Origin of the sequence: Desulfuromonas sp. DDH964 (genome assembly GCF_001611275.1) — a bacterium.
Taxonomy (GTDB): Bacteria; Desulfobacterota; Desulfuromonadia; order Desulfuromonadales; family DDH964; genus DDH964.
Genome location: NZ_CP015080.1, coordinates 2,250,484 through 2,270,942, shown reverse-complemented (window position 1 = coordinate 2,270,942; position 20,459 = coordinate 2,250,484). Strand labels below are relative to the sequence as shown.

The 20,459-nt window shown below is 59.5% G+C and carries 10 protein-coding genes and 3 pseudogenes; all 13 read left to right on the top strand.

Features of this window, described 5'->3' with window-relative positions; all coding sequences use genetic code 11:
- Positions 1-131 precede the first annotated feature (131 nt).
- The 13 genes and pseudogenes from DBW_RS10430 (at position 132) to DBW_RS10375 (ending at position 20,375) form a co-directional block, all read left to right on the top strand.
- Positions 132-785 carry an outer membrane protein gene (locus tag DBW_RS10430; RefSeq protein ID WP_066727475.1) on the top strand — a complete coding sequence of 218 codons (654 nt, stop codon included), beginning with the start codon at positions 132-134 and terminating at the stop codon, positions 783-785.
- A 237-nt stretch (positions 786-1,022) separates the two neighbouring features.
- Entirely contained in the window at positions 1,023-1,598 is a 576-nt protein-coding gene (locus tag DBW_RS10425; RefSeq protein ID WP_066727474.1) for an SCO family protein, read from the top strand.
- 32 nt (positions 1,599-1,630) lie between these two features.
- Complete coding sequence (locus tag DBW_RS10420) at positions 1,631-3,382, top strand: ABC transporter substrate-binding protein (RefSeq protein WP_066727473.1); 1,752 nt, start codon at positions 1,631-1,633, stop codon at positions 3,380-3,382.
- Between the two features lie 772 nt (positions 3,383-4,154).
- A complete protein-coding gene (locus DBW_RS10415) occupies positions 4,155-10,940 on the top strand; it encodes an Ig-like domain-containing protein (protein ID WP_066727472.1) in 6,786 nt (2,261 codons plus the stop codon).
- A 303-nt stretch (positions 10,941-11,243) separates the two neighbouring features.
- A pseudogene (locus tag DBW_RS19285) lies at positions 11,244-11,450 on the top strand (type II toxin-antitoxin system CcdA family antitoxin); the annotation flags it as partial.
- A gap of 20 nt (positions 11,451-11,470) precedes the next feature.
- Positions 11,471-11,921, top strand: a pseudogene (locus DBW_RS10410) (NAD-dependent epimerase/dehydratase family protein); the annotation flags it as partial.
- A 201-nt stretch (positions 11,922-12,122) separates the two neighbouring features.
- Positions 12,123-13,460, top strand: coding sequence for a UDP-glucose dehydrogenase family protein (locus tag DBW_RS10405; RefSeq protein WP_066727471.1), 1,338 nt, complete (start codon positions 12,123-12,125; stop codon positions 13,458-13,460).
- A gap of 610 nt (positions 13,461-14,070) precedes the next feature.
- Positions 14,071-15,171, top strand: a pseudogene (locus tag DBW_RS10400) (IS4 family transposase); the annotation flags it as partial.
- Positions 15,172-15,346: 175 nt separating this feature from the next.
- Positions 15,347-16,366: a UDP-glucose 4-epimerase GalE gene (gene galE, locus DBW_RS10395; RefSeq protein ID WP_066727470.1), complete on the top strand. Its 1,020-nt coding sequence runs from the start codon at positions 15,347-15,349 to the stop codon at positions 16,364-16,366.
- A 184-nt stretch (positions 16,367-16,550) separates the two neighbouring features.
- Positions 16,551-17,948 carry an OmpA family protein gene (locus DBW_RS10390; protein WP_066727469.1) on the top strand — a complete coding sequence of 466 codons (1,398 nt, stop codon included), beginning with the start codon at positions 16,551-16,553 and terminating at the stop codon, positions 17,946-17,948.
- 122 nt (positions 17,949-18,070) lie between these two features.
- Positions 18,071-18,745 carry a hypothetical protein gene (locus tag DBW_RS10385; RefSeq protein ID WP_066727468.1) on the top strand — a complete coding sequence of 225 codons (675 nt, stop codon included), beginning with the start codon at positions 18,071-18,073 and terminating at the stop codon, positions 18,743-18,745.
- Between the two features lie 358 nt (positions 18,746-19,103).
- Entirely contained in the window at positions 19,104-19,943 is an 840-nt protein-coding gene (locus DBW_RS10380) for an ABC transporter permease (RefSeq protein ID WP_066727467.1), read from the top strand.
- A gap of 24 nt (positions 19,944-19,967) precedes the next feature.
- Entirely contained in the window at positions 19,968-20,375 is a 408-nt protein-coding gene (locus DBW_RS10375) for a YchJ family metal-binding protein (protein ID WP_066727466.1), read from the top strand.
- The last annotated feature ends 84 nt before the right edge of the window (positions 20,376-20,459 follow it).

Sequence of the window (20,459 nt, the reverse complement as noted above, 5' to 3'; positions counted from 1 at the left end):
CAGATTTGATCCGCGAGAGACGGGTTTAAGCTATGAGTGGGACGGGGGAAGGGGAAGACAGTTTGATCATTCCCGTTCCACATTCCACATCCCGCGTCCCGCTCCTTTAACCAACTGCAAGAGGTTTTTCCATGAAACAGCTGCGCCAATTCCTGATGGCCCTCGCCCTGGTCGGACTGCTCTGCACCACGGCCGCGGCCGAAGTTCATGACGGCCTTTACGCCGGCCTCTATGGCGGGCTGCCGGTTCTCGAAGATGCGACCGCGCAGGACGCCCTCGGCAGTTACAATCTCGAAACCGACCCCGGCAGCCTCTATGCCCTGACCCTCGGCTACGAACTTCCGCCCGGTTCGCCGGTAGGGGATGGCCGCCTCGAACTCGATGTCGCCAGGCGCAGCAATGATTACAGCCAGGCCACCTTCAGTGACACCGCAGTCAGCGCCGAAGGGACCGTTTCCGCCGACAGCCTGCTGCTCAACTCCTTTGCCGCCTTTCGCAACCGTTCTCCCGTCACGCCCTATCTCGGGGTCGGGGCCGGCGTGGCCCAACTGACCGTCGACAATCTGGTGGTCGATGGCGTGCCGCTGATCGATGACGACACCCTGGTTTTTGCCTGGCAGGCCGGCTGCGGCCTCGACATCGACCTCACCCGTTGGCTCCGTCTCGATGTCGGTTACCGCTACTTCGCCACCCAGAATACCAAGTTCAATAACACCAGCGGCAACAAGGTCAAGCTCGAGTACACCGCCCATACGGCGCTGGTGGGGGTGGTGGTTAAATTTTGAAATTTGAATTGGGTTTTCGTCGCGTCGTTGCGCCGTCGCGTGAGAAAACTGGAATTGGGATTTTTGTTTGATCCGAACTTTATCCGAAGTGATCAGATTTGATCCGCGCGAGACGGGGGTAAGCTTTGAGTGATGGGACGAGGGATGGGGAAGACCTTTTGATCATTCGCGTTCCACATTCCGTATCCCGCGTCCCGCTCCTTGCGCATCACTAACTTCAACAATGGAGATCGATTGATGCCCAAAAAGCTATTCGGTACATGGTGTTTCTTCCTGCTCCTGGCCCTCATTACGGTTCAGCCGGTGCTGGGCGCCGAGGCCCGCTACCAGCGCAGCGTCGAACGCTACACCATTCCTGACGTCACCCTCGTCAACCAGGACGGGGCGAAAGTCGCCCTGCGGCCTTATCTTGAAACGGGAGAACCAGTGATCGTCGATTTCATCTACGGCACCTGCACCACCATCTGCCCCGTCCTCTCCGCCGGCTACGCCAACCTGCAGCGCAAGCTAGCCAAGGAAGGGCGCAGCGTGCACCTGGTCTCGATCACCATCGACCCGGAGAACGATACCCCTCGGGTCATGAAGGACTATCTCGCCCGCTACCGCGCCAAGCCGGGCTGGGACTTTCTCACCGGCAGTCGCGCCGATATCGACGCGGTGATGACAGCCTTCGATGCCTACATTCCTGACAAGATGTCCCACTATCCGCTCAACATGATCCGCAATCCCAAGGACGGCACCTGGGTGCGTCTCTTCGGCATCATGGGCAGTAAGGAGTTCATGGCAGAATACAAGAAAGTGGCGGATTTATAAAAATGAGACTAAGAGGACAATTTTACAGCCTTTTGACGACGCTGCTCCTCACCTTCTTCTGTGCGACGCCGGTGATGGCCGGGGAAGGGGGAGGGGAGTCGTCAGTCGCCGCGGCCGCGGCGACGGCGACCGAGCCCTGGCGGGTGGAGATAGCGAAGCCCGATCCCCTCCTGGAGGGACTCTCCGAAGCGGAGATTCTGCGTCTCGGCCGCCAGATGTACCAGGACGGCCTGCTCCCCGACGGCGAAGTGATGGAGGGATACATCCGCGGCGATATCGAGGTCGATTCCACCGCCTTCTCCTGCGCCAGCTGCCATCAGCGCGCCGGCCTCGGTTCCTTCGAGGGAGGCGTGGTGACGCCGCCGACCACCGGCAAGGAACTCTACCAGCCCTATCGCCGTCCCCCCTCGTTGAATGATGTGGACCGGATATCGGGACGCTACATCTACGCAAAAACAATTCTCGAGCGTCCGGCCTACAACAGGGAAACCTTGAAACATGCCTTGCTTACCGGCGAGGACCCGGTCGGTGAGCTCTTTAACGACGTCATGCCGCGCTATCCCCTGGGTGACCGGGCTCTGGCCATCCTGGTCCGTTATCTGGAACTTTTGTCCCTCGACTTCTCCCCGGGGGCAGCCAATGGCAACTTCAGGTTTGCCACCATCATTACCGATGATGTGAGTGCCCGCGATCGTGAAGCGGCGCTGCAGCCGCTGCAACGGTTTATTTATGAACAGAACCAGCAGGTCGCCATGTTCCGTAATTTTATCAAGTCCGGTTATACGCCGACCGGGGATATGAGGTATGCCTTTCGTTCCGCGTCCCTGGCGATCTGGGATCTCAAGGGCCCGCCGGAAACCTGGGGGGAGCAACTGGCCGCCTACCAGGACCGCGATCAGGTGTTTGCGGTTCTGGGGGGAATTTCCAACCAGGACTGGCGACCGATTCATACCTTTTGCGAAAGCCGGCGGCTCCCCTGCCTCTTCCCCGTCACCAATCTGCCGGTGGTCTCCGACCACGACTGGTACACCTTCTATTTCAACAAGGGGTACTATCAGGAAGGGGATGCGGCGGCACACTTTCTGTACCGACACGCATCGACGGACGGAGTTCTCCAGCTGATCCAGGATTCCCCGGCCGGGCGGGCCCTGGCTGCCGGCTTTACTGCCGGCAGCGACGACCTGGGCCAGCAACTGCCGGTCTCGCTCACCCTCAGTGACCAGCAGCTGCAAGACCCGCAAGCCCTTGCTGCCCTGCTCGCGGAACGCAAGCCCCGGGTGCTGCTGCTGTGGGCGGACGCAAGCGTGTTGCCGGCGCTGGCAAAGATCCCTGGCGGAACGGCCTCACCCACGCAAATCTTTGTTTCCTCGACCCTGCTCGGCAAGGCGCTTGCGGAGATTCCCGAAACAGCCCGGGAACAGGTCTTCATTAGCTGGCCGTTCCGTCTTAAACCCTATGTCGGCGACGAGGAGGGGACCGGGTTCCTCTCCCGCAAGCCGATCGAAACAACCTGGAAAAGTTTCGGCGCCCCGCGAATTACCTCACGCATTGCCACCGTCCTTGATAGTTGTGTCATCGAGGGGTTGCAGGATATCGAAAACAATCTCTATCGGGATCACCTGCTCGACGAAATGAGCATGCAGATGGACCGCGTTGTTTTCGATTACGAGCGCATCAGCTTCGGTCCCGGCCAGCGCTATATTTCCAAGGGGTGTTACATCATCCAGCTTGGCCCCGGCCCCGAACCGGAACTGATTCCGCGGAGTGAGTGGGTGATTCATTGAATCCAGGGATGAGGGGGGGGTGAATTTTGAATCAAAAGTTGGGTTCAATTCCCCGCAGCTTGCTGCGCGATTTTTACTAAGGGTGTAGGCTGTTGATACCCCGTAGCTTGCTGCGGGGTAGTTCATTTTTGAATTGGGTTTTCGTCGCGTCGTTGCGCCGTCGCGTGAGAAAACTGGAATTGGGATTTTTGTTTGATCCGAACTTTATCCGAAGTGATCAGATTTTATCCGCGTGACACGGAATTGACTTCAAGGTTTAAATGAAACCTGGTCAAGGGCGTTTCGCGCGGATAACTTCAGATAAGGTCTGATTAATATCTGATTTAACCCAAGCCAAAAACCTGATCCGAGAGAGACCTGCGTTAGTTTTGTCTAAACCGCGTCACAATCCACAATCCACAATCCACGAACCACGAACCACGAACCACGAACTGAATCACTCCTCCCCCCCCCACCCTTGTGCGCAAATGCGCACCCCACTCCTGTGCATTGTCTCAAAAGTTGCACCCGTTTATTTTGGGGGCCATTAATCTTCGGCCCCTCTATCCAGTGGATACGACCTTTTTACCCACCTGTTTCATTTTGGCATGCTATCTGAATCAGTCATATTTGAACGCGAGGATTCTGTGCCTTCGCCATACTCCTCTCGCTATTGACTTTCGCTCAAGGCAACGACCCGGCAACCGAGCCCAAACGTACCCGTTTTCCCATAAAAATCAGCGCCATTGCAGAACGAGGACAAGGCATGACGACACGAACGATGGAGGGAAAGATGAGAAAAACCGGACAATTGATGATGCGCACTCTCGGCCTGGTCGTTTTATTGCTCACTGCCTGGTGCGGATCGGCATTCGCTGCCGGCACTGTTTCGCCGGAGCTGGCTGCCAAGATCGAGCGGATCCGTTCGCAGCAGGACCAGCGCATTTCCAACCAGGAGCGCCAGGCTGCGGCCGACTCCCTCAAGGCCCTGCGCGAGCAGATCCACCTCTATCGGCAGCAGCAGAACGACCCGACCAAGCGCACCAAGGGAGGGGGCGGCGTCACGACCCAGGGGCTTCCCGGTGTCGACTTCGATACCATTCCGACCGGTCCCAACGAATTCCTCCTCGATGGCCGGCCCAAGCCGCCGGACTATTTCACTACCGCCAACTGGGCCTTTACGCCGCCGATTGCCAAGTTCGTCGACACCCTTTCGGACCTCAGTGCCGTCGACGCCAATGGTGACTGTATTAGGGCCAACAATCTTGGCCAGTGCCTGCCGGTGGCGGTCCCTGACACGGTGACCTATCCCGGCGCCGATTACTATGAAATCAGCCTGCGGGAATGGAGTGAGGTGATGCACTCCGACATGCCCCTCGGCACCCCGGTGCGCGGCTATATCCAGACCAACGACGGCACCGCGGCAGGGGCGACCAACTGCAGCAACCCCCTCCCTTTGGGTGACCCTAACTTCAACGCTTCCGACAATACCTGCAACACGGTTGCGCCACCCAACAAGGGGCATTTCCTCGGCCCGATCATCATCGCCCAGCGCGATCGCCCGGTACGACTCAAGTTCACCAACGAACTGCCGGCCGATACCGATGGCCTTCCCGATGCCAGTGGCCACCGTAATGGCGACCTGTTCATTCCTGTCGACGAGACCGTCATGGGCGCCGGCGCCGGGCCGTCCTATCCGACCGGAACGCGCGGTGTCGTCTCGGCCACCCAGTGTAATCATGACGATCCCCTTAACAACAGCTGTGAGTTCTTTTCCCAGAACCGCGCCACTGTACATCTCCATGGCGGCCGTACCCCCTGGATCAGTGATGGGACCCCGCACCAGTGGATTACCCCCAAGGACGAAAATACCCCCTATCCCCAGGGGGTGAGTGTCGCCATGGTTCCCGACATGCCGAACCCGGGTGACGGTTCCATGACCTTTTACTACTCCAACCAGCAGACCGCCCGGCTCATGTTCTACCACGACCATGCCTTCGGCATTACCCGTCTCAACGTGCTGGCGGGGATGGCGGCAGGTTACGTCATCCAGGATGAATATGAGAAGGACCTGGCGGCCCGTGATATCATCCCCGGCGATAAGCCGGACGAGATGATCGCGCTGGTCATGCAGGATCGTACTTTTGTCGACGCGACTCCGGTACCTAATCCCCAGAACAACAACGTCATGACGCCGCGAGTCCGCGTCACCGACCCCCTCTGGAACTGGGGGACCGGCAGCTTTGCCGCTGACGGGGTGACTCGCAATCCGAAAACCGGCGATCTCTGGATGCCTCATGTCTACATGCCGGCACAAAACCCGCACAACCCGGATGGCAGCGGAGCCAACCCCTTCGGCCGCTGGATGTATGGTCCCTGGTTCTACCCGCCGACGGTGATTACCCATCCGCCGGTGGCCAACCCCTACTACGATGCCGATTGCGAAAGTACCGACCCCGTGATTCTGGCCAACTGCCAGACGCCTGGCCAGCCGCCGCTGATGCCGGATACTCCCCATCCATCCATGGGGATGGAAGCCTTCTTTGACTCCTGGGTCGTCAACGGCACCACCTTCCCGCGTCTGGAGGTGGAACCCAAAGCCTACCGCTTCCGCATTCTCAACGCCGCCAACGACCGTGGCCTCAACCTGTCGATCTACAAGGCCGACAGCGATCCGGCCAACATGAGCCCGGTGACCCCGGGCGGTACGCTCCCCTTCAGCGGCCAACCCGTTCCGGCCGGCTTCGACCCCAAAACCGAGGTCAAGATGGTCCCCGCCAGTGCCACCGCCGGCTGGCCCGCGGACTGGCCGATCGACGGCCGCGATGGCGGGGTCCCTGATCCGGGAACCTATGATCCGGCCACCGGCCGCTGGAGCAACTGGGGACCGAGCTGGGTGCAGATCGGCACTGATGCCGGCTTCCTGCCGCAGCCGGCGATCCGGGACCCGCAGCCGATTACCTGGCGTACCGATCCCACCGCCTTCTGGGTCGGCAACGTCTATAAAACCGCCCTCGGCCTGATGCCGGCCGAACGGGCCGACGTCATTGTCGATTTCTCGAAATATGCCGGCCAGACCCTGATTGTCTACAACGATGCCCCGGCAGCTTGGCCGGCCGGTGTATTCAACTACGACTACTGGACCGGCGCCCCCGACTACCGCGATTCCGGCGGCTACGGTGATGGCGGTACCTTCAATGCCGTGACCGGAGTTTACGACGGCGGCCACGGGCCGTTACCGGGCCTGGCTCCCAACACTCGCACCGTGATGCAGATCAAGGTCGGCACTACCGTCTCGACACCATCGCCGCTCAATATGGACGCCCTCAAGGCGGAGTTCACCACCGCCGCTCCGGCAACCACCGTCAACCCCAACAGCCGGCCGTTGTTCGAACGGGCGATGGAGCCGGCGATTGTGGCGCAAACCGCCTATAACGAGGCCTACGGCAAAACCTTCCCCCCCAATGCGCCCTGGCGCGGGGTCCGTGACAGTATTAACGACGGCCATATCTTCAAATTCCAGACCATCGATGACAAGCAGGTCAGCGTCCTGATGAAGCCCAAAGGGATCCATGACGAGATGGGCGCTTCCTTTGATCCCGAATATGGGCGCATGAGCGGCAACCTGGCGATTGAAATTCAGCCGCCGCAGACCAACAACGCCAACCTCAACCTCTATGGCTATTCCGATGTGCCGACCGAAATCGTCGACAACTCGACGACGCCCGATGTCCAGGTCGATGTCCTCGGGCAACTCGCTGACGGCACCCAGATCTGGAATGTTTCCCACAACGGCGTCGATACCCACCCGATCCACTTCCATATCTTCGACGTGCAGCTGATCAACCGCCTCGGTTGGGACAACCTGATCGAAATGCCGCTTCCCAACGAGCTCGGCTGGAAGGATACAATCCGTATCAGCCCGCTGGAAGACACCATCGTCGCCGTGCGACCGGTGGCCCCGGCACTCCCCTTCGGCGTCCCCGACAGTATCCGACCCCTCAACCCGGCCATCCCCATCGGCTCGAAGATGGGCTTCAGCAACGTCGACCCGGTCACCGGCCAGGCCTATGCACCGCCCTCCTTCTGGGCCTCTCCCGACCCGAACGCTGGCCCGGCCTTTGGTATCACCGGGGTGCATAACGTCCTCTATAACTTCGGCTGGGAGTACGTCTGGCATTGCCATATCCTCAGCCACGAAGAGATGGACATGATGCGGCCGATCATCCTCCAGGTCAATACGCTGCTGGCCGATGCCTTCAGCCTGACCAGGAACGGTGCGGCACTTTCCTGGACTGACCCGACCCAGGTCGATTACACCAACTACCCCAATTACCTGACCGGTTCCATTGGGAGCTTTGGCAATCCCAAGAACGAGATCGGCTATTACATCTGGCGTTCCGATGGCGGTACCGCCACCTATAAAAAGGTCGGTTCGGCGCTGGCCAACCAGACCAGCTTTACCGACCCGGCCCCCAATGCCGACCCGAGCCTCGACACCTATGTGATCGAAGCCTACACGCAGGCCGGCTCGACCTACTCGTCGCCGCTGGCCGATGTCACCCTGACGATCACCCCATCTCCGGGGCCCTATGTTCCCCCGGCCAATCTTACCCTCACCACCGCGGTTGGCGCACCCCTGAATACCGCCGGAACTCTCCTCTCGGTCGAATACTTCGAAGGGACTGCGGCCACGGGGTACACCTCCCTCGGCATGGGGGTCGGCGCCAATTTCAGCTTCTCCCTGGCGAATCTGCAGCCCGGAACCTATAACATCGTTGCCGTGGTCAATGCCGAAGTCCCCGACCCGATCCCCGGTAACAACGGCAATTCGGCGGTCCTTTATGCGGCTTCGGCCCCACAGCAGGTGGTCGTATCCAACACGCTGGTCACCATGACTGCCAAAGCGACAGTTCCGGCCAACCCGGCCAATCTCTTTGGTGAAATCAGTGTCTGCGATACCACCACGCTGACCGTGAGTGACCCCAACCAGACCGCCACCACCACTTACAGCTGGCTGGTGAATGGTGTCACCTATGCGGGGGCGACTGTCGTTGTTCCGGCTTTGCCGGCCGGGACCTATCCCGTGGTGTTAACCGTGACCGACGCCGGCAGTTCGGTCAATGTCAATGGCAGTTTCACCGTCGTTGCCCATGCGCCGACCATTACCAGCGCCGGGGGGCCCTACACCCTGAATTGGGATTCAACCTTTACCGACCCGAATACCGGCGTCACCTCGCCGGCCGGTTACACCCAGCTGATTGCTACTGCGGCTGCGACCGATGCCTGCGCCAACACCCTGACGTATGCGTGGGATATCAACAACGACGGGATCTACGACTTCACCAACCAGAAACGGTCGCTCCGGTATTCCGTCGCTTATCAGATGCTGGGGCAGGTTACCGGCAGTCCCATGACCCTGCGGGTGACTGACAGCAAGGGTGCTGCTGCCACGCTGGCCACCACCATCTCGGTGGGGCCGCCGCCGACGCTCGCCGCTCCGGCCACCATCACCGTCCCCGCCACCTCCACCAGCGGCAGCTTCACGGTCTCCTGGGGTGCCGTCACCGGCACCGGCGTGACCTATACGCTGGAAGAATCGACGGACAACTTTGCCACCAGCAGTGTGGTGGCGACCGGCATCACGACCACCTCGCAGGCCATCACCAAGGTGAGCGGTCTCTTCTACTACCGCGTCAAGGCTGACGCCCCGGCTGCTGTCTCAAGTGCCTGGACTACCGGCGGCAACGGCTGCTCGATCCTCATCACCGCCCTGACCACGCCTGCCGCCAACGCGACCTTCAACCCCGGAGCGGGGGTGAACCTTGCAGCTACGGCGACCACCACTTCAGCCTATGCAGTTTCCAAGGTAGATTTCTACGATGGCGCCACCCTGATCGGGACGGCTACCGGCGCCGGCCCTTACGCGGCCTCCTATTCCCCGACCGGCACGGGAACGCATAGCCTGAAGGCAATCACCACCTACGTCGGTGGTACCACCTCGACCTCGGGCATTGTGCCGATCACCGTCACCGGTGTGGATGCTCCGGCCTTTACCCTCGCGCCCCTTGCCACTTCCTACGTTTTGGGCAGCACGATCACCCTCACGGCGGTTCCGGCAGCCGTTACCGGTGATCCGACGGCGACTGTCAATCTGGTTGCTTTCTTTGATGGGGCAACGGCGATATCCGTCGATATGATTGCGCCTTATACCTTCGATTGGGCGCCGACCACGCTCGGGACGAAGAGTGTGACGGCGGTGGTCTATTACAGCAATGGGATGACGGCTACGTCTCCTATACTCCCATTGTCGGTTGTTCCTCCTCCTGTAACGGGGGTTACTTACGTCGCGTCTCCGACAAGTCCCCAATTAACAGGTACTTCTGTAAGTTTCACAGCTACTGCCACGGGTGGTGGTGCCAACTTAGAATATCAATTGCTCACCTATGCGTACGATGCGCCGACTCCGTTCTGGACAACAGCTGTGAACTGGCAGACCAGCCCAACTTTGAACTGGGATACCAGTTTGGCCGCCGGTGCTGGCCGATATCGCATTGAAGTGCGAGTAAGAAACGTTGGATCAACAGCGCTTTTCGAAGCACGAAATTCGTCAATGGTCTATACTTTACAATCCCCTACGGCAGTAAGCTCTGTAACTTACACGGCGTCTCCGGTGAGCCCCCAGGCCGTCGGTACTAGCGTTAACTTCACCGCAGTGGCTACAGGTGGTGGAGCTTCACTGGAATATCAGCTTCTTACCTATGCCTATGATGCAGCAACTCCGTTTTGGACAACAGCTGTGAACTGGCAGACCAGCCCAATTTTGAACTGGAATACCAATTTGGCCGCCGGACCTGGCCGTTACCGCATTGAAGTGCGAGTGAGGACAGTTGGATCAACAGCGCTTTTCGAAGCACGAAATTCGTCAATGGTCTATACTTTACAATCCCCTACGGCAGTAACCTCTGTAACTTACACGGCGTCTCCGGTGAGCCCCCAGGCCGTCGGTACTAGCGTTAACTTCACCGCAGTGGCTACAGGTGGTGGAGCTTCACTGGAATATCAGCTTCTTACCTATGCCTATGATGCAGCAACTCCGTTTTGGACAACAGCTGTGAACTGGCAGACCAGCCCAATTTTGAACTGGAATACCAATTTGGCCGCCGGACCTGGCCGTTACCGCATTGAAGTGCGAGTGAGGACAGTTGGATCAACAGCGCTTTTCGAAGCACGAAATTCGTCAATGGTCTATACTTTACAATCCCCTACGGCAGTAACCTCTGTAACTTACACGGCGTCTCCGGTGAGCCCCCAGGCCGTCGGTACTAGCGTTAACTTCACCGCAGTGGCTACAGGTGGTGGAGCTTCACTGGAATATCAGCTTCTTACCTATGCCTATGATGCAGCAACTCCGTTTTGGACAACAGCTGTGAACTGGCAGACCAGCCCAATTTTGAACTGGAATACCAATTTGGCCGCCGGACCTGGCCGTTACCGCATTGAAGTGCGAGTGAGGACAGTTGGATCAACAGCGCTTTTTGAAGCGCGGAATTTCAGTATGGTTTACACCTTGTACTAATTGAAGTGAGTACGCTCCTCTTTGTTCTAGGTAATTTTAGTTAAAATCTTCTAATCTTTTTTGACCGATTAAATTACTTGAGGTCTGGCAACTTATTTACTTGCAGTTGCCAGGCCCACTTTTTTTCGGTCGGTGCGGCCAAGTTTCAATTGGAACCGCCGACCGAAATGCCAACTGCAATTTTCTAACCGGACACTGCTGGGTTTTTTGTTCTTTTTGTTCTGGGTTTTTTTGTTCTGAGTTGTCTGTTGTTCTGAGTTGTCTTGACCTTGCCTGGCAACATCCGCATAATATGCCCATTCTTTGCGCGTAGGTGATGGCGATGGGAAACACCGCCCGGAGGCAAGCTACGAATTTAACTGTCCAAATTTAACTGTCCGGGGTGATCTTTTGCAGCAGGCACTGGCGAAAGAGATCATTCTGTCGAAGGCGGCGGAGGAGAGCCTGGAGAAGATCCTGAAAGAGAAGGATCTCCAGTTCTGGATCGAGGAATACCTTGAGGCGATGGCGACGGCCAATCGACCCAGGAGCGGATCAAGGTGGCACGGATCTTCAACACCTACGGTCCGCGCATGCACCCCAACGACGGCCGCGTGGTCTCCAACTTCATCGTCCAGGCGCTGCGGGGGGAGGCTCACCCTCTGCGGCGACGGCTCCCAGAGCCGCTCCTTCTGTTATGTCGACGACCTGATCGACGGTCTGGTCGCCCTGATGGAGAGTGGTGACGCCGTCACCGGGCCGATCAACCTCGGCAACCCGACCGAATTCACCATCCGCCAGCTCGCCGAGCTGGTAATCGAACTGACCGGCAGCCCTTCCCGGGTAGTCTACAAACCCCTCCCGTCCGACGATCCGAAGCAGCGCCAGCCCGATATCACCCTGGCCCGGCAGACTCTCGGTTGGGAGCCGACGGTGCAATTGCGGGAAGGGTTGGTCAGGACCATCGAATATTTTGACAAGCTGCTGAGGGATGGGGGATGAGGTAAGTTTTGACTTTTGAGTCGGGCTTCCTCGCGTCGTTGCGCCGTCGCGAGAGGCTGGTTCTAATTTTTATCAATCCGAATTTAATCCAAAGTAGCCAGATTTGATCCGCGAGAGCCAGGGGACGAATAAGGTCTTTTGACCATTCGCAACCCTCATCCCGCGTTCCACTTATTTTTCACGAGGCACGGAGTTATAATCATGCAACTTACTGTCATCGGAACCGGCTACGTCGGCCTGGTTACCGGCACCTGTTTCGCCGAAATGGGCAACTTCGTCACCTGCGTCGATGTCGATGTTCGCAAGGTCGAGCGTCTCCAGCAGGGAGAGATCCCGATCTACGAACCGGGGTTGGAGCCGCTGGTCCGCTCCAACGTCGAGGCGGGGCGGCTGCAGTTCACCACCAGCCTCGCCGCGGCGATGGCCGAAGCCAACGTCTACTTTATCGCCGTTGGCACGCCGCCCGGCGAGGACGGCTCGGCCGACCTCCAGTACGTGCTGGCGGTGGCCCGGGAGATCGGGCGGAACCTCGCGGGTTATGCGGTGATCGTCGACAAGTCGACGGTGCCGGTCGGGACCGCTGACAAGGTTCGCGCAGCGATCCGCGAGGAGCTGGAACGGCGCGGCGTCGCTATCGACTTCGATGTCGTCAGCAACCCCGAGTTCCTCAAGGAAGGGGCGGCGGTAGAGGACTTCATGCGTCCCGATCGCATCGTTGTCGGCACCGACTCGAAGGCGGCGCGGGAGATCATGCACACCCTCTACGCCGACTTCTCCCGCAACCACGACCGCATCCTCTTCATGGGGGTGCGCGACGCCGAAATGACCAAGTATGCCGCCAACGCCATGCTCGCCACCAAGATCTCCTTCATGAACGAGGTCGCTGCCCTCTGCGATCGCTACGAGGTCGACGTCGAGCAGGTGCGCCTCGGCATCGGCTCGGACAGCCGCATCGGCTACTCCTTCATCTATCCCGGCTGCGGCTATGGCGGCTCCTGTTTTCCCAAGGACGTCAAGGCGCTGATCCACATGGCGGAAGCCTCGGCCCTCGAACCGATGGTTCTCGGCGCTGTCCACCGCCGCAACGAGGCGCAGAAGGATGTCCTTTTCGCCAAGATCAGTGACCGCTGCGGCAGCGACCTCTCCGGTCTCAACTTCGGGCTCTGGGGCCTCGCCTTCAAGCCGGGGACCGATGACATGCGCGAGGCGCCGGCGGTGGTCCTCCTCCACCAGCTGATCGGTGCCGGCGCCAAGGTGCGCGCCTACGATCCCGAGGCCCGCGAAGTCGCCCGCGAGGAGCTCCCCGCGGCCTGGTTCGAGAGTGGGGCGCTGACCCTGGCGGAACACCAGTACGACGCTCTTACGGGATGTGATGCGATGATTCTGGTGACCGAGTGGAAGCCCTTCCGCCACCCCGACTTCGCTGCGATCAAGCGCCTGCTGAAGAACCCGCTGATCTTTGACGGGCGCAATCAGTATGACCCGAAGAAGCTGAAAGAGGAAGGGTTTGAGTATTTCGGCATTGGCCGAAGGAACTGAGGGTGACCGCCGGTTCCGGCCGGCAGCCGGGTGACTTTCTTTGCTGGCCCAAAGAAAGTCACCAAAGAAAGGGCCGCCACTCGGCGTGGGGCCATGCGGTTACGGAATTGGGTGCTGGTCAAGGTAGAGTGGTGCGGTTCCTGCTGTTTTCTGATCTTCACCCAAAGGCGCCGGGACCCATCCGTCTGGGGCCCCGGGTGCGGTGCGAGGTGTAGCTCAGTTGGCGGGACCACTCTGGTGATCGGCTCTTTGGTTTTGCCTTTAACCAACATGAGCTGTTTACGGCCACAGTGTGGAAGAGGCAGCTCTCCGTGATGCTCCCTCGACCGTAGACGCGGTGCCACGAAGCGCCACCGGTGACTTTCTGCTGCGCCGGAGATTGAAATCGGAACCGGCCGTGGCGGCATGCCCCCCGCTAGGGGAAGGCCACTTTTTGCTTACTTTTTGTTGGCCTGGACACAGTAGTGTCCGGTTAGCAAATTGCATTCACCCAAAGTTGCAGATAATTGTAAATATTTTCACAAGTTAGCGTATTTTTTGCTTGACAAATCGTCGTGAAGTCGGCGCGGTGATTTTCGTAAATACCTATTTTATATGAGGATTTACGAAAATGTCATTACTTGTTCGCTGCCACCGTACCCGGCTTAGCAGGCGCTCCATTGTCCGACTTTTTACCCCGTTCAAGGGCGCTCTCGAACATGCCCCGGTTCTTGAGGCCCGAGGCAACAGGCCACTTCAGATGACGTTTGAAGATCAGTTGAAAATCCTGACCTACTATCACCTCGAAGAGCATTCTTCGGGGCGTCATCTGCTTCAGGTTCTGACGCAGGAAGATTTTGCCGCGACTCATATTGCACCGCCCGGCGGTATCCGGAAAAGCGCCTTCTTTGAGGCGATCAATACCCGAGGGCTGGAGCAGATGATTCATGTTTACGAAGACCTGCAGAAACAGGTCTCACAAAAGATTCCTGTCGCCAAAGACATCTCCGATCTCGGCGATCTGATCGCCGTCGATGGTTCGCTGATTGACGCTACGCTGTCCATGCTCTGGGCGGACTATCGAGACGGAGCCAAAAAGGCCAAGGTTCACCTGGGGTTCGATATCGGTCGTGGTGTCCCCCAGAAAGTCACATTAACCGACGGCAAGGGCGACGAGCGTCCTCAGGCGGAACGGCTCGTGGCTCCCGGTCAGACAGGTGTCTATGACCGCTATTACCAGTGTTACAAAAACTTTGACGACTGGCAGGATCAGGGGCGCCACTTTGTCTGCCGCATCAAAGCCAGTTCTCGTAAGACGGAGTTGAGCGCCAATCCTGTTGTCCCCGGCAGTCATGTTTTCTATGACGCCAGGGTGTTGCTCGGCACCAAAGATGTCAACCAGACCGAACGAGAAGTGCGTGTGGTCGGCTACAAGGTTGACCAAAAATCCTATTGGGTCGCCACCGACCGCTTCGATCTGACCGCCGAGCAGATTGCCTTGATCTACAAGCTACGCTGGACGATCGAGTCCTTCTTCGCCTGGTGGAAGCGCCACCTCAAGGTGTATCACCTGATTGCCCGCAGTCCCTACGGCCTGCTGGTGCAGATCCTCGCAGGGTTGATTACTTATTTGCTGCTGGCCATCTACTGCCACGAAGAGCATGGCGAACGTGTCAGCATCAACAGGGTGCGTGAGCTTCGCAACAATATTCGCAACGAGGCCGCCGAGGATGCGGCCGCAGGCTTAGGGCCTCCCGATATCATTGACTTGGACTTCGGAGCCTATGCAACTTCTTAACCGGACACTACTGACAAAAAGTAAGGCGGCTGGCGGGGCGCGTCCCGCCGACCCTGATTCGTACTTTTGAGTTCTTACTTTACCTGTTCTATCGTAGGAGTCATGAGCTATGGCAGTTGACACTAGGCACTTGCAAAACTCCGCATCGCGGATTTTTGTCACCGGCGGTGCCGGCTACATCGGCAGCCACGTCGTCAAGGCGCTGGGGGAGGCCGGGTACACGGTCTGCAGCTACGACAACCTCTCGACCGGCAACCGGCGGGCGATCTTCTGCGGCGAGCTGGTGGTGGGGGAGCTGGCCGACCGCGAACAGCTGCGCTCGGCGCTCGCTGACTTTCAGCCCGACGCGGTGATGCATTTTGCCGCCTCCATCGAGGTCGGCGAGAGCATGCGCGCCCCTCTCAAGTACTACCGCAACAACACCGCCAACGCCCTGCAACTGCTTGAACTGCTGCGCGAACTGGAGATCGGCCGCTTCATCTTCTCCTCAACGGCGGCGGTCTACGGCACCCCGGAACGGATTCCGGTCGCTGAAGACGCGCCCCTGCTGCCGATCAACCCCTACGGCGCCAGCAAGATGATGAGCGAACGGCTCCTCAGCGACCTCACCGCCGCCGACCCCGGGTTTCGCCGCATCGCTTTGCGCTACTTCAATGTCGCTGGCGCCGATCCCCATGCCCGCATCGGCCAGGATTACCGCAACCCGACCCACCTCATCACCCGGGCGCTGAAGACCGCCCTCGGCCTCTTTCCGCGGCTGGAGATCTTCGGCACCGATTACCCGACCGCCGATGGCACCTGCATCCGCGACTACATCCATGTCGACGATATTGCCGCTGCTCACCTCGTCGCCCTTGAGGCGCTCCTCGCCGGGCATCCCGGGGGAGTCTTCAACTGCGGTTACGGGCGCGGCTACTCGGTCTTCGAAGTGGTGGAGATGGCACGCCGGGTCAGCGGCATCGACTTTCCCGTCGTCACCGCGCCGCGCCGGGAGGGCGATCCCGCGGCGCTGGTCGCCGATTCAACCCTGATCCGTCGGGAACTCGGCTGGAAACCCCGCCATGACGAACTCGAGTTCATCCTGCGCAGCGCCTGGGAGTGGGAGAAGAAGTTGCGTGATGGAGAATGAAGGGACGGGGAACGGGGGTCGGGAAAGGTCTTTTGACCATTCTCGTTCCCCGTCCCCCGTCCCGTGCCAATCCGCTCATTTCATTTAAAATCCTTGCCTTTCCAACCCTTTCCGGCTTTAATGTAAAAGATTATCCGATATAGAACTTTTTGCTGATTCTTTGACCTTATCCAGGAGGTTCAAAATGAATAAGTGTCTGTTGCTTGCTCTTGCCGGGCTGTTGACGGGCCTTGTCGTCAGCAATGCCGAGGCCGCGGTCCGCCCCCATGCCTTCACCCTCGATCTCGGCGCTGGCGGCTATTTCTTCGAAAGCCAGCAGAATATCGAAGATGCTCCCTTCTTCACCCTCGGACTTGGTTACAACCTCGGAACCCACTGGGCCATCGAGGGGACCGCCGGGTACCTAACGACGCAACTGAAGGACGACGAGAACTTCGATCTCAACGCCTACATCGGGCGTCTCGATCTGATCCGGCATTTCGGACCGGACAACGCCTTTGTCCCCTATGTGGCGATCGGTCTCGGCGGGCTGGTCTTCGACCCGGAGCGGAACCGTGCCCCTGTTGATAAGGACGGCTTCCTCGACTGGGGGCTCGGCTTCAAGCTGGCCCTGAGCGACAATATCGCCCTGCGCGCCGATGCCCGCCACTACTTCACGGTCGAGAATGAATCGTTGGATGGGTCGGAATACAATAACTTCTCGGCGACCGCAGGTCTCCAGTTCCAGTTCGGCGGCGGTGTCGAAACCGCCGGCGTCATCGACCAGGATCGCGACGGCGTTATCGACAGTGTCGACCGCTGCCAGGGGAGTGCCGCCGGTACGGCCGTCGATGCTTTTGGCTGCCCCGAAGACAGCGACCGCGACGGCGTTTATGACCAGGACGACAAGTGCCCCGGGACCCTGGCCGGGACAAGTGTCGATGCCAGCGGCTGTGCCGCCGACAGCGACGGTGACTCGGTCATCGACGACCAGGACCAGTGCCCGGATACACCGGCCGGTACTGAGGTGGATGCGGTGGGCTGCCCGCTGCCGGTACCGACCCTTCTCGACAGCGACCGGGACGGCGTGGCCGACAGCGCCGACAAGTGCCCCGGAACGCCCTCTGAAGTACCGGTCAACAGCGTCGGCTGCCCGCGCGACAGCGACGGTGACCTGGTCTTCGACATCGACGACAAGTGCCCCGGAACCCCGGCCGGCGTCTCCGTCGACAGCGACGGCTGCCCGGTTCCGCAACCGGAAAAGGCCTCCCTCGATCTGGCAATCGAGTTCGGCACCGACAGTGCGGCGATCTCGGCGGCTAATAACCCCGAACTGGAGAAAGCTGCGGCTTTTATCAATGCCCACCCGGGAGTGCGCATCATCATCGAGGGGCATACCGACGATGTCGGTTCCGCTTCCTACAACCAGCAGCTGAGCCTGCGTCGCGCTGGCAGTGTCCGCACTGCCCTGGTCGAACGCTATGGCGTTCCGTCCGACCGGGTCATCGCCCGCGGCTACGGTGAAACGCGGCCGGTGGCGGACAATGCTACTCCTGAAGGGCGCCTCGCCAACCGGCGGGTGGTGGTGAGGATTGAGGAATGAGTGCTGAGTGCTGAGTGCTGAGTGCTGAGTGCTGAGTGCTGAGTGCTGAGTGCTGAGTGCTGGCGACCTGCGCGACTCAATTATTTTGTACTCAGTGCTTCAATGCCCTAAAGGAGGTTCTGTTGCCCCGCAAAAACCTGAAGCTCGGCGAAATGCTGATGGAAGCCGGGATCATTCACGAATACCAGCTCAACTCGGCGCTCTCTTACCAGCGCCACTGGGGGGGGCGGCTTGGTGATTCGCTGATCAAACTCGGCTACCTGCCCGAGGATACGCTCCTCAATTTTCTCGCCGATCAACTCAAGTTGACTCGCATTGACCTCGAACGCTGGACCATTTCCGACGAGGTGCTGGCGACGGTGCCGGCCGACAAGGCGCGGGAATACAACGTCATTCCGGTCGACCGCAAGGTGATGTACGGCACCGTCTACCTGCTGGTGGCGATGGCCGACCCGACCAACCTCCTCGCCATCGACGCTATCCAGTTCATGACCGGCTGCCAGGTCCGTCCCGCCCTCGCTGCCGAAGGGGCGGTGCGGGCGGCGATCGATCGCTGCTACGGCCCGCCCGGTTCCGAGTCAACCCGGGAAGAGGAGGGACTGCCGGAAATCGAACCCCTCCCCGTCGAGGAAGCGCCGGCTTCTGCCGACGACGGCCTCTCCGTCTTCGACTTCCCGGCAGTTATTGGCAATGGAAACCAGCAGCCGGCCAAACTCCAAGAGAAATTTCAACTCCTGATCCGGCTGCTGATGGACAAGGGGCTGTTGTCGCTGCGGGAGTTCGAACGGCTTAAGTAGACTGAGTGCTGAGTGCTGAGGCGAGAAAGGTTCAAAGGCGGTTCGCGCGGATCACTTCGGATAAGGTCAGATAGGGTCGGATTCAGGCAAAACCGCAAATCAGCTCACGCAACGCCGCGACGGCGCAACGCAACGCAAAGCAAAAATCAAGGTCTGAATCATGGGCTCAACGGTTTGTGGATCAGGTTCGGTTGAAGTTTTCGTCGCGTCGCAGCGCCGTCGCGTGAGGCTGGTCCTGAATTTGGTCGATCCGAAGTTAATCCGAAGTGATCAGATTCGATCCGCGCGATACGGATCTGGGTTTTGATCTCACTCGATTCACGTGTCACCAGTTACGCCCCTTCCGGATCTTTAAACCATGCCCTTTGTTCGTGATATCTTCTGGCAGCGGTTGCGGCGCAACCGCATGGCAATGGCCGGCGCGGTGATCGTTGCCGCGATGTTCCTGCTGGCGCTGCTGGCGCCGGTGGCGGGCTACGATCCCGGCGCCATTGATATTGCCCGGCGCCTGGAAGGGCCCGGGTTGCAGCACTGGCTGGGGACGGACGACCTTGGCCGCGATGTTCTGGCGCGGATCCTCTACGGGGCGCGGATCTCGCTGCTGGTCGGTTTCGTCGCCGTCGGCATCGCTACCCTGATCGGCATCGTCATCGGCGCCGTCGCCGGCTTCTACGGGCGCTGGACCGACGCGGTGGTGATGCGCTTCGTCGATATCATGCTCTGCTTCCCGACCTTTTTCCTGATCCTCGCCGTCATCGCTTTCCTGGAACCCTCGATCTGGAACATCATGGTGATCATCGGCCTCACCGGCTGGATGGGGGTGGCGCGCCTGGTCCGGGCCGAATTCCTCTCCCTGCGGGAACGGGACTTTGTCGTCGCCGCCCGCGCCATGGGCGCTTCCGACGCCCGCATCATCTTTCGCCATATCCTGCCGAGCGCCCTGTCGCCGGTCCTGGTCTCGGCCACCCTCGGGGTCGCCGGCGCGATCCTGACCGAAAGCGCGCTCTCCTTTCTCGGCATCGGTGTGCAGCCGCCGACCCCCTCCTGGGGAAATATGCTGATTGCCGGCAAGCAAACCCTCGGCACCGCCTGGTGGCTCTCGGCTTTTCCCGGCTTTGCCATCCTCCTCACCGTCCTCGGCTACAACCTGCTCGGGGAGGGGATTCGTGACGCCCTCGACCCGCGCATCCGCGACTGACCCCTGCCGCCAGCGAGGTTTTTCATGACACCCGAAGAGTTCATCCGCAAGCGTTTCCGTGATTTCGTCGCCGGGGATTTCGGCGCCATTTGGGATGGCTATCATCCCGACACCAACTTTCGCCAGGCGTTCCCGGAGCGGGATGCCTATATTGCCTACGGCGAGCAGGAACTGGCGGGAAACCTGGTCTTCCAGGAGTGCCGGGTATTGCTGCAGAATGTGGTTGGAAACCGCGCCCGGGTGATGCTGCTGAACCGCTTTTCCGATGGTGACGAACTCCACACCTACTTCGAGTATGCCAATCTGGTCGCCATCGACGGGGAGTGGCATTACTTCAGCGGCGCCCGCCTCGAACGGGGCCTTTTCGATGGTCCGGTGGAGGAAATCAGCTGGGACGAGTTCAAGCGGCTGTCGGATAATCTTTTCTTCTGATATCCTTTTCTTCCCGCCGATTCCGCCGATTTCCTGAATATCATCCTGCCGGAATTTTTCTCTCCGGCTGGGGCTGTTTGTCCC

Excerpts from the sequence above, each read along its gene's own strand:
- DBW_RS10415 (WP_066727472.1), top strand. The coding sequence starts at position 4,155 with ATGAGAAAAACCGGACAATTGATGATGCGCACTCTCGGCCTGGTCGTT.
- DBW_RS10375 (WP_066727466.1), top strand. The coding sequence starts at position 19,968 with ATGACACCCGAAGAGTTCATCCGCAAGCGTTTCCGTGATTTCGTCGCC.
- DBW_RS10390 (WP_066727469.1), top strand. The coding sequence starts at position 16,551 with ATGAATAAGTGTCTGTTGCTTGCTCTTGCCGGGCTGTTGACGGGCCTT.
- DBW_RS10405 (WP_066727471.1), top strand. The coding sequence starts at position 12,123 with ATGCAACTTACTGTCATCGGAACCGGCTACGTCGGCCTGGTTACCGGC.
- DBW_RS10430 (WP_066727475.1), top strand. The coding sequence starts at position 132 with ATGAAACAGCTGCGCCAATTCCTGATGGCCCTCGCCCTGGTCGGACTG.
- galE (WP_066727470.1), top strand. The coding sequence starts at position 15,347 with ATGGCAGTTGACACTAGGCACTTGCAAAACTCCGCATCGCGGATTTTT.
- DBW_RS10425 (WP_066727474.1), top strand. The coding sequence starts at position 1,023 with ATGCCCAAAAAGCTATTCGGTACATGGTGTTTCTTCCTGCTCCTGGCC.
- DBW_RS10380 (WP_066727467.1), top strand. The coding sequence starts at position 19,104 with ATGCCCTTTGTTCGTGATATCTTCTGGCAGCGGTTGCGGCGCAACCGC.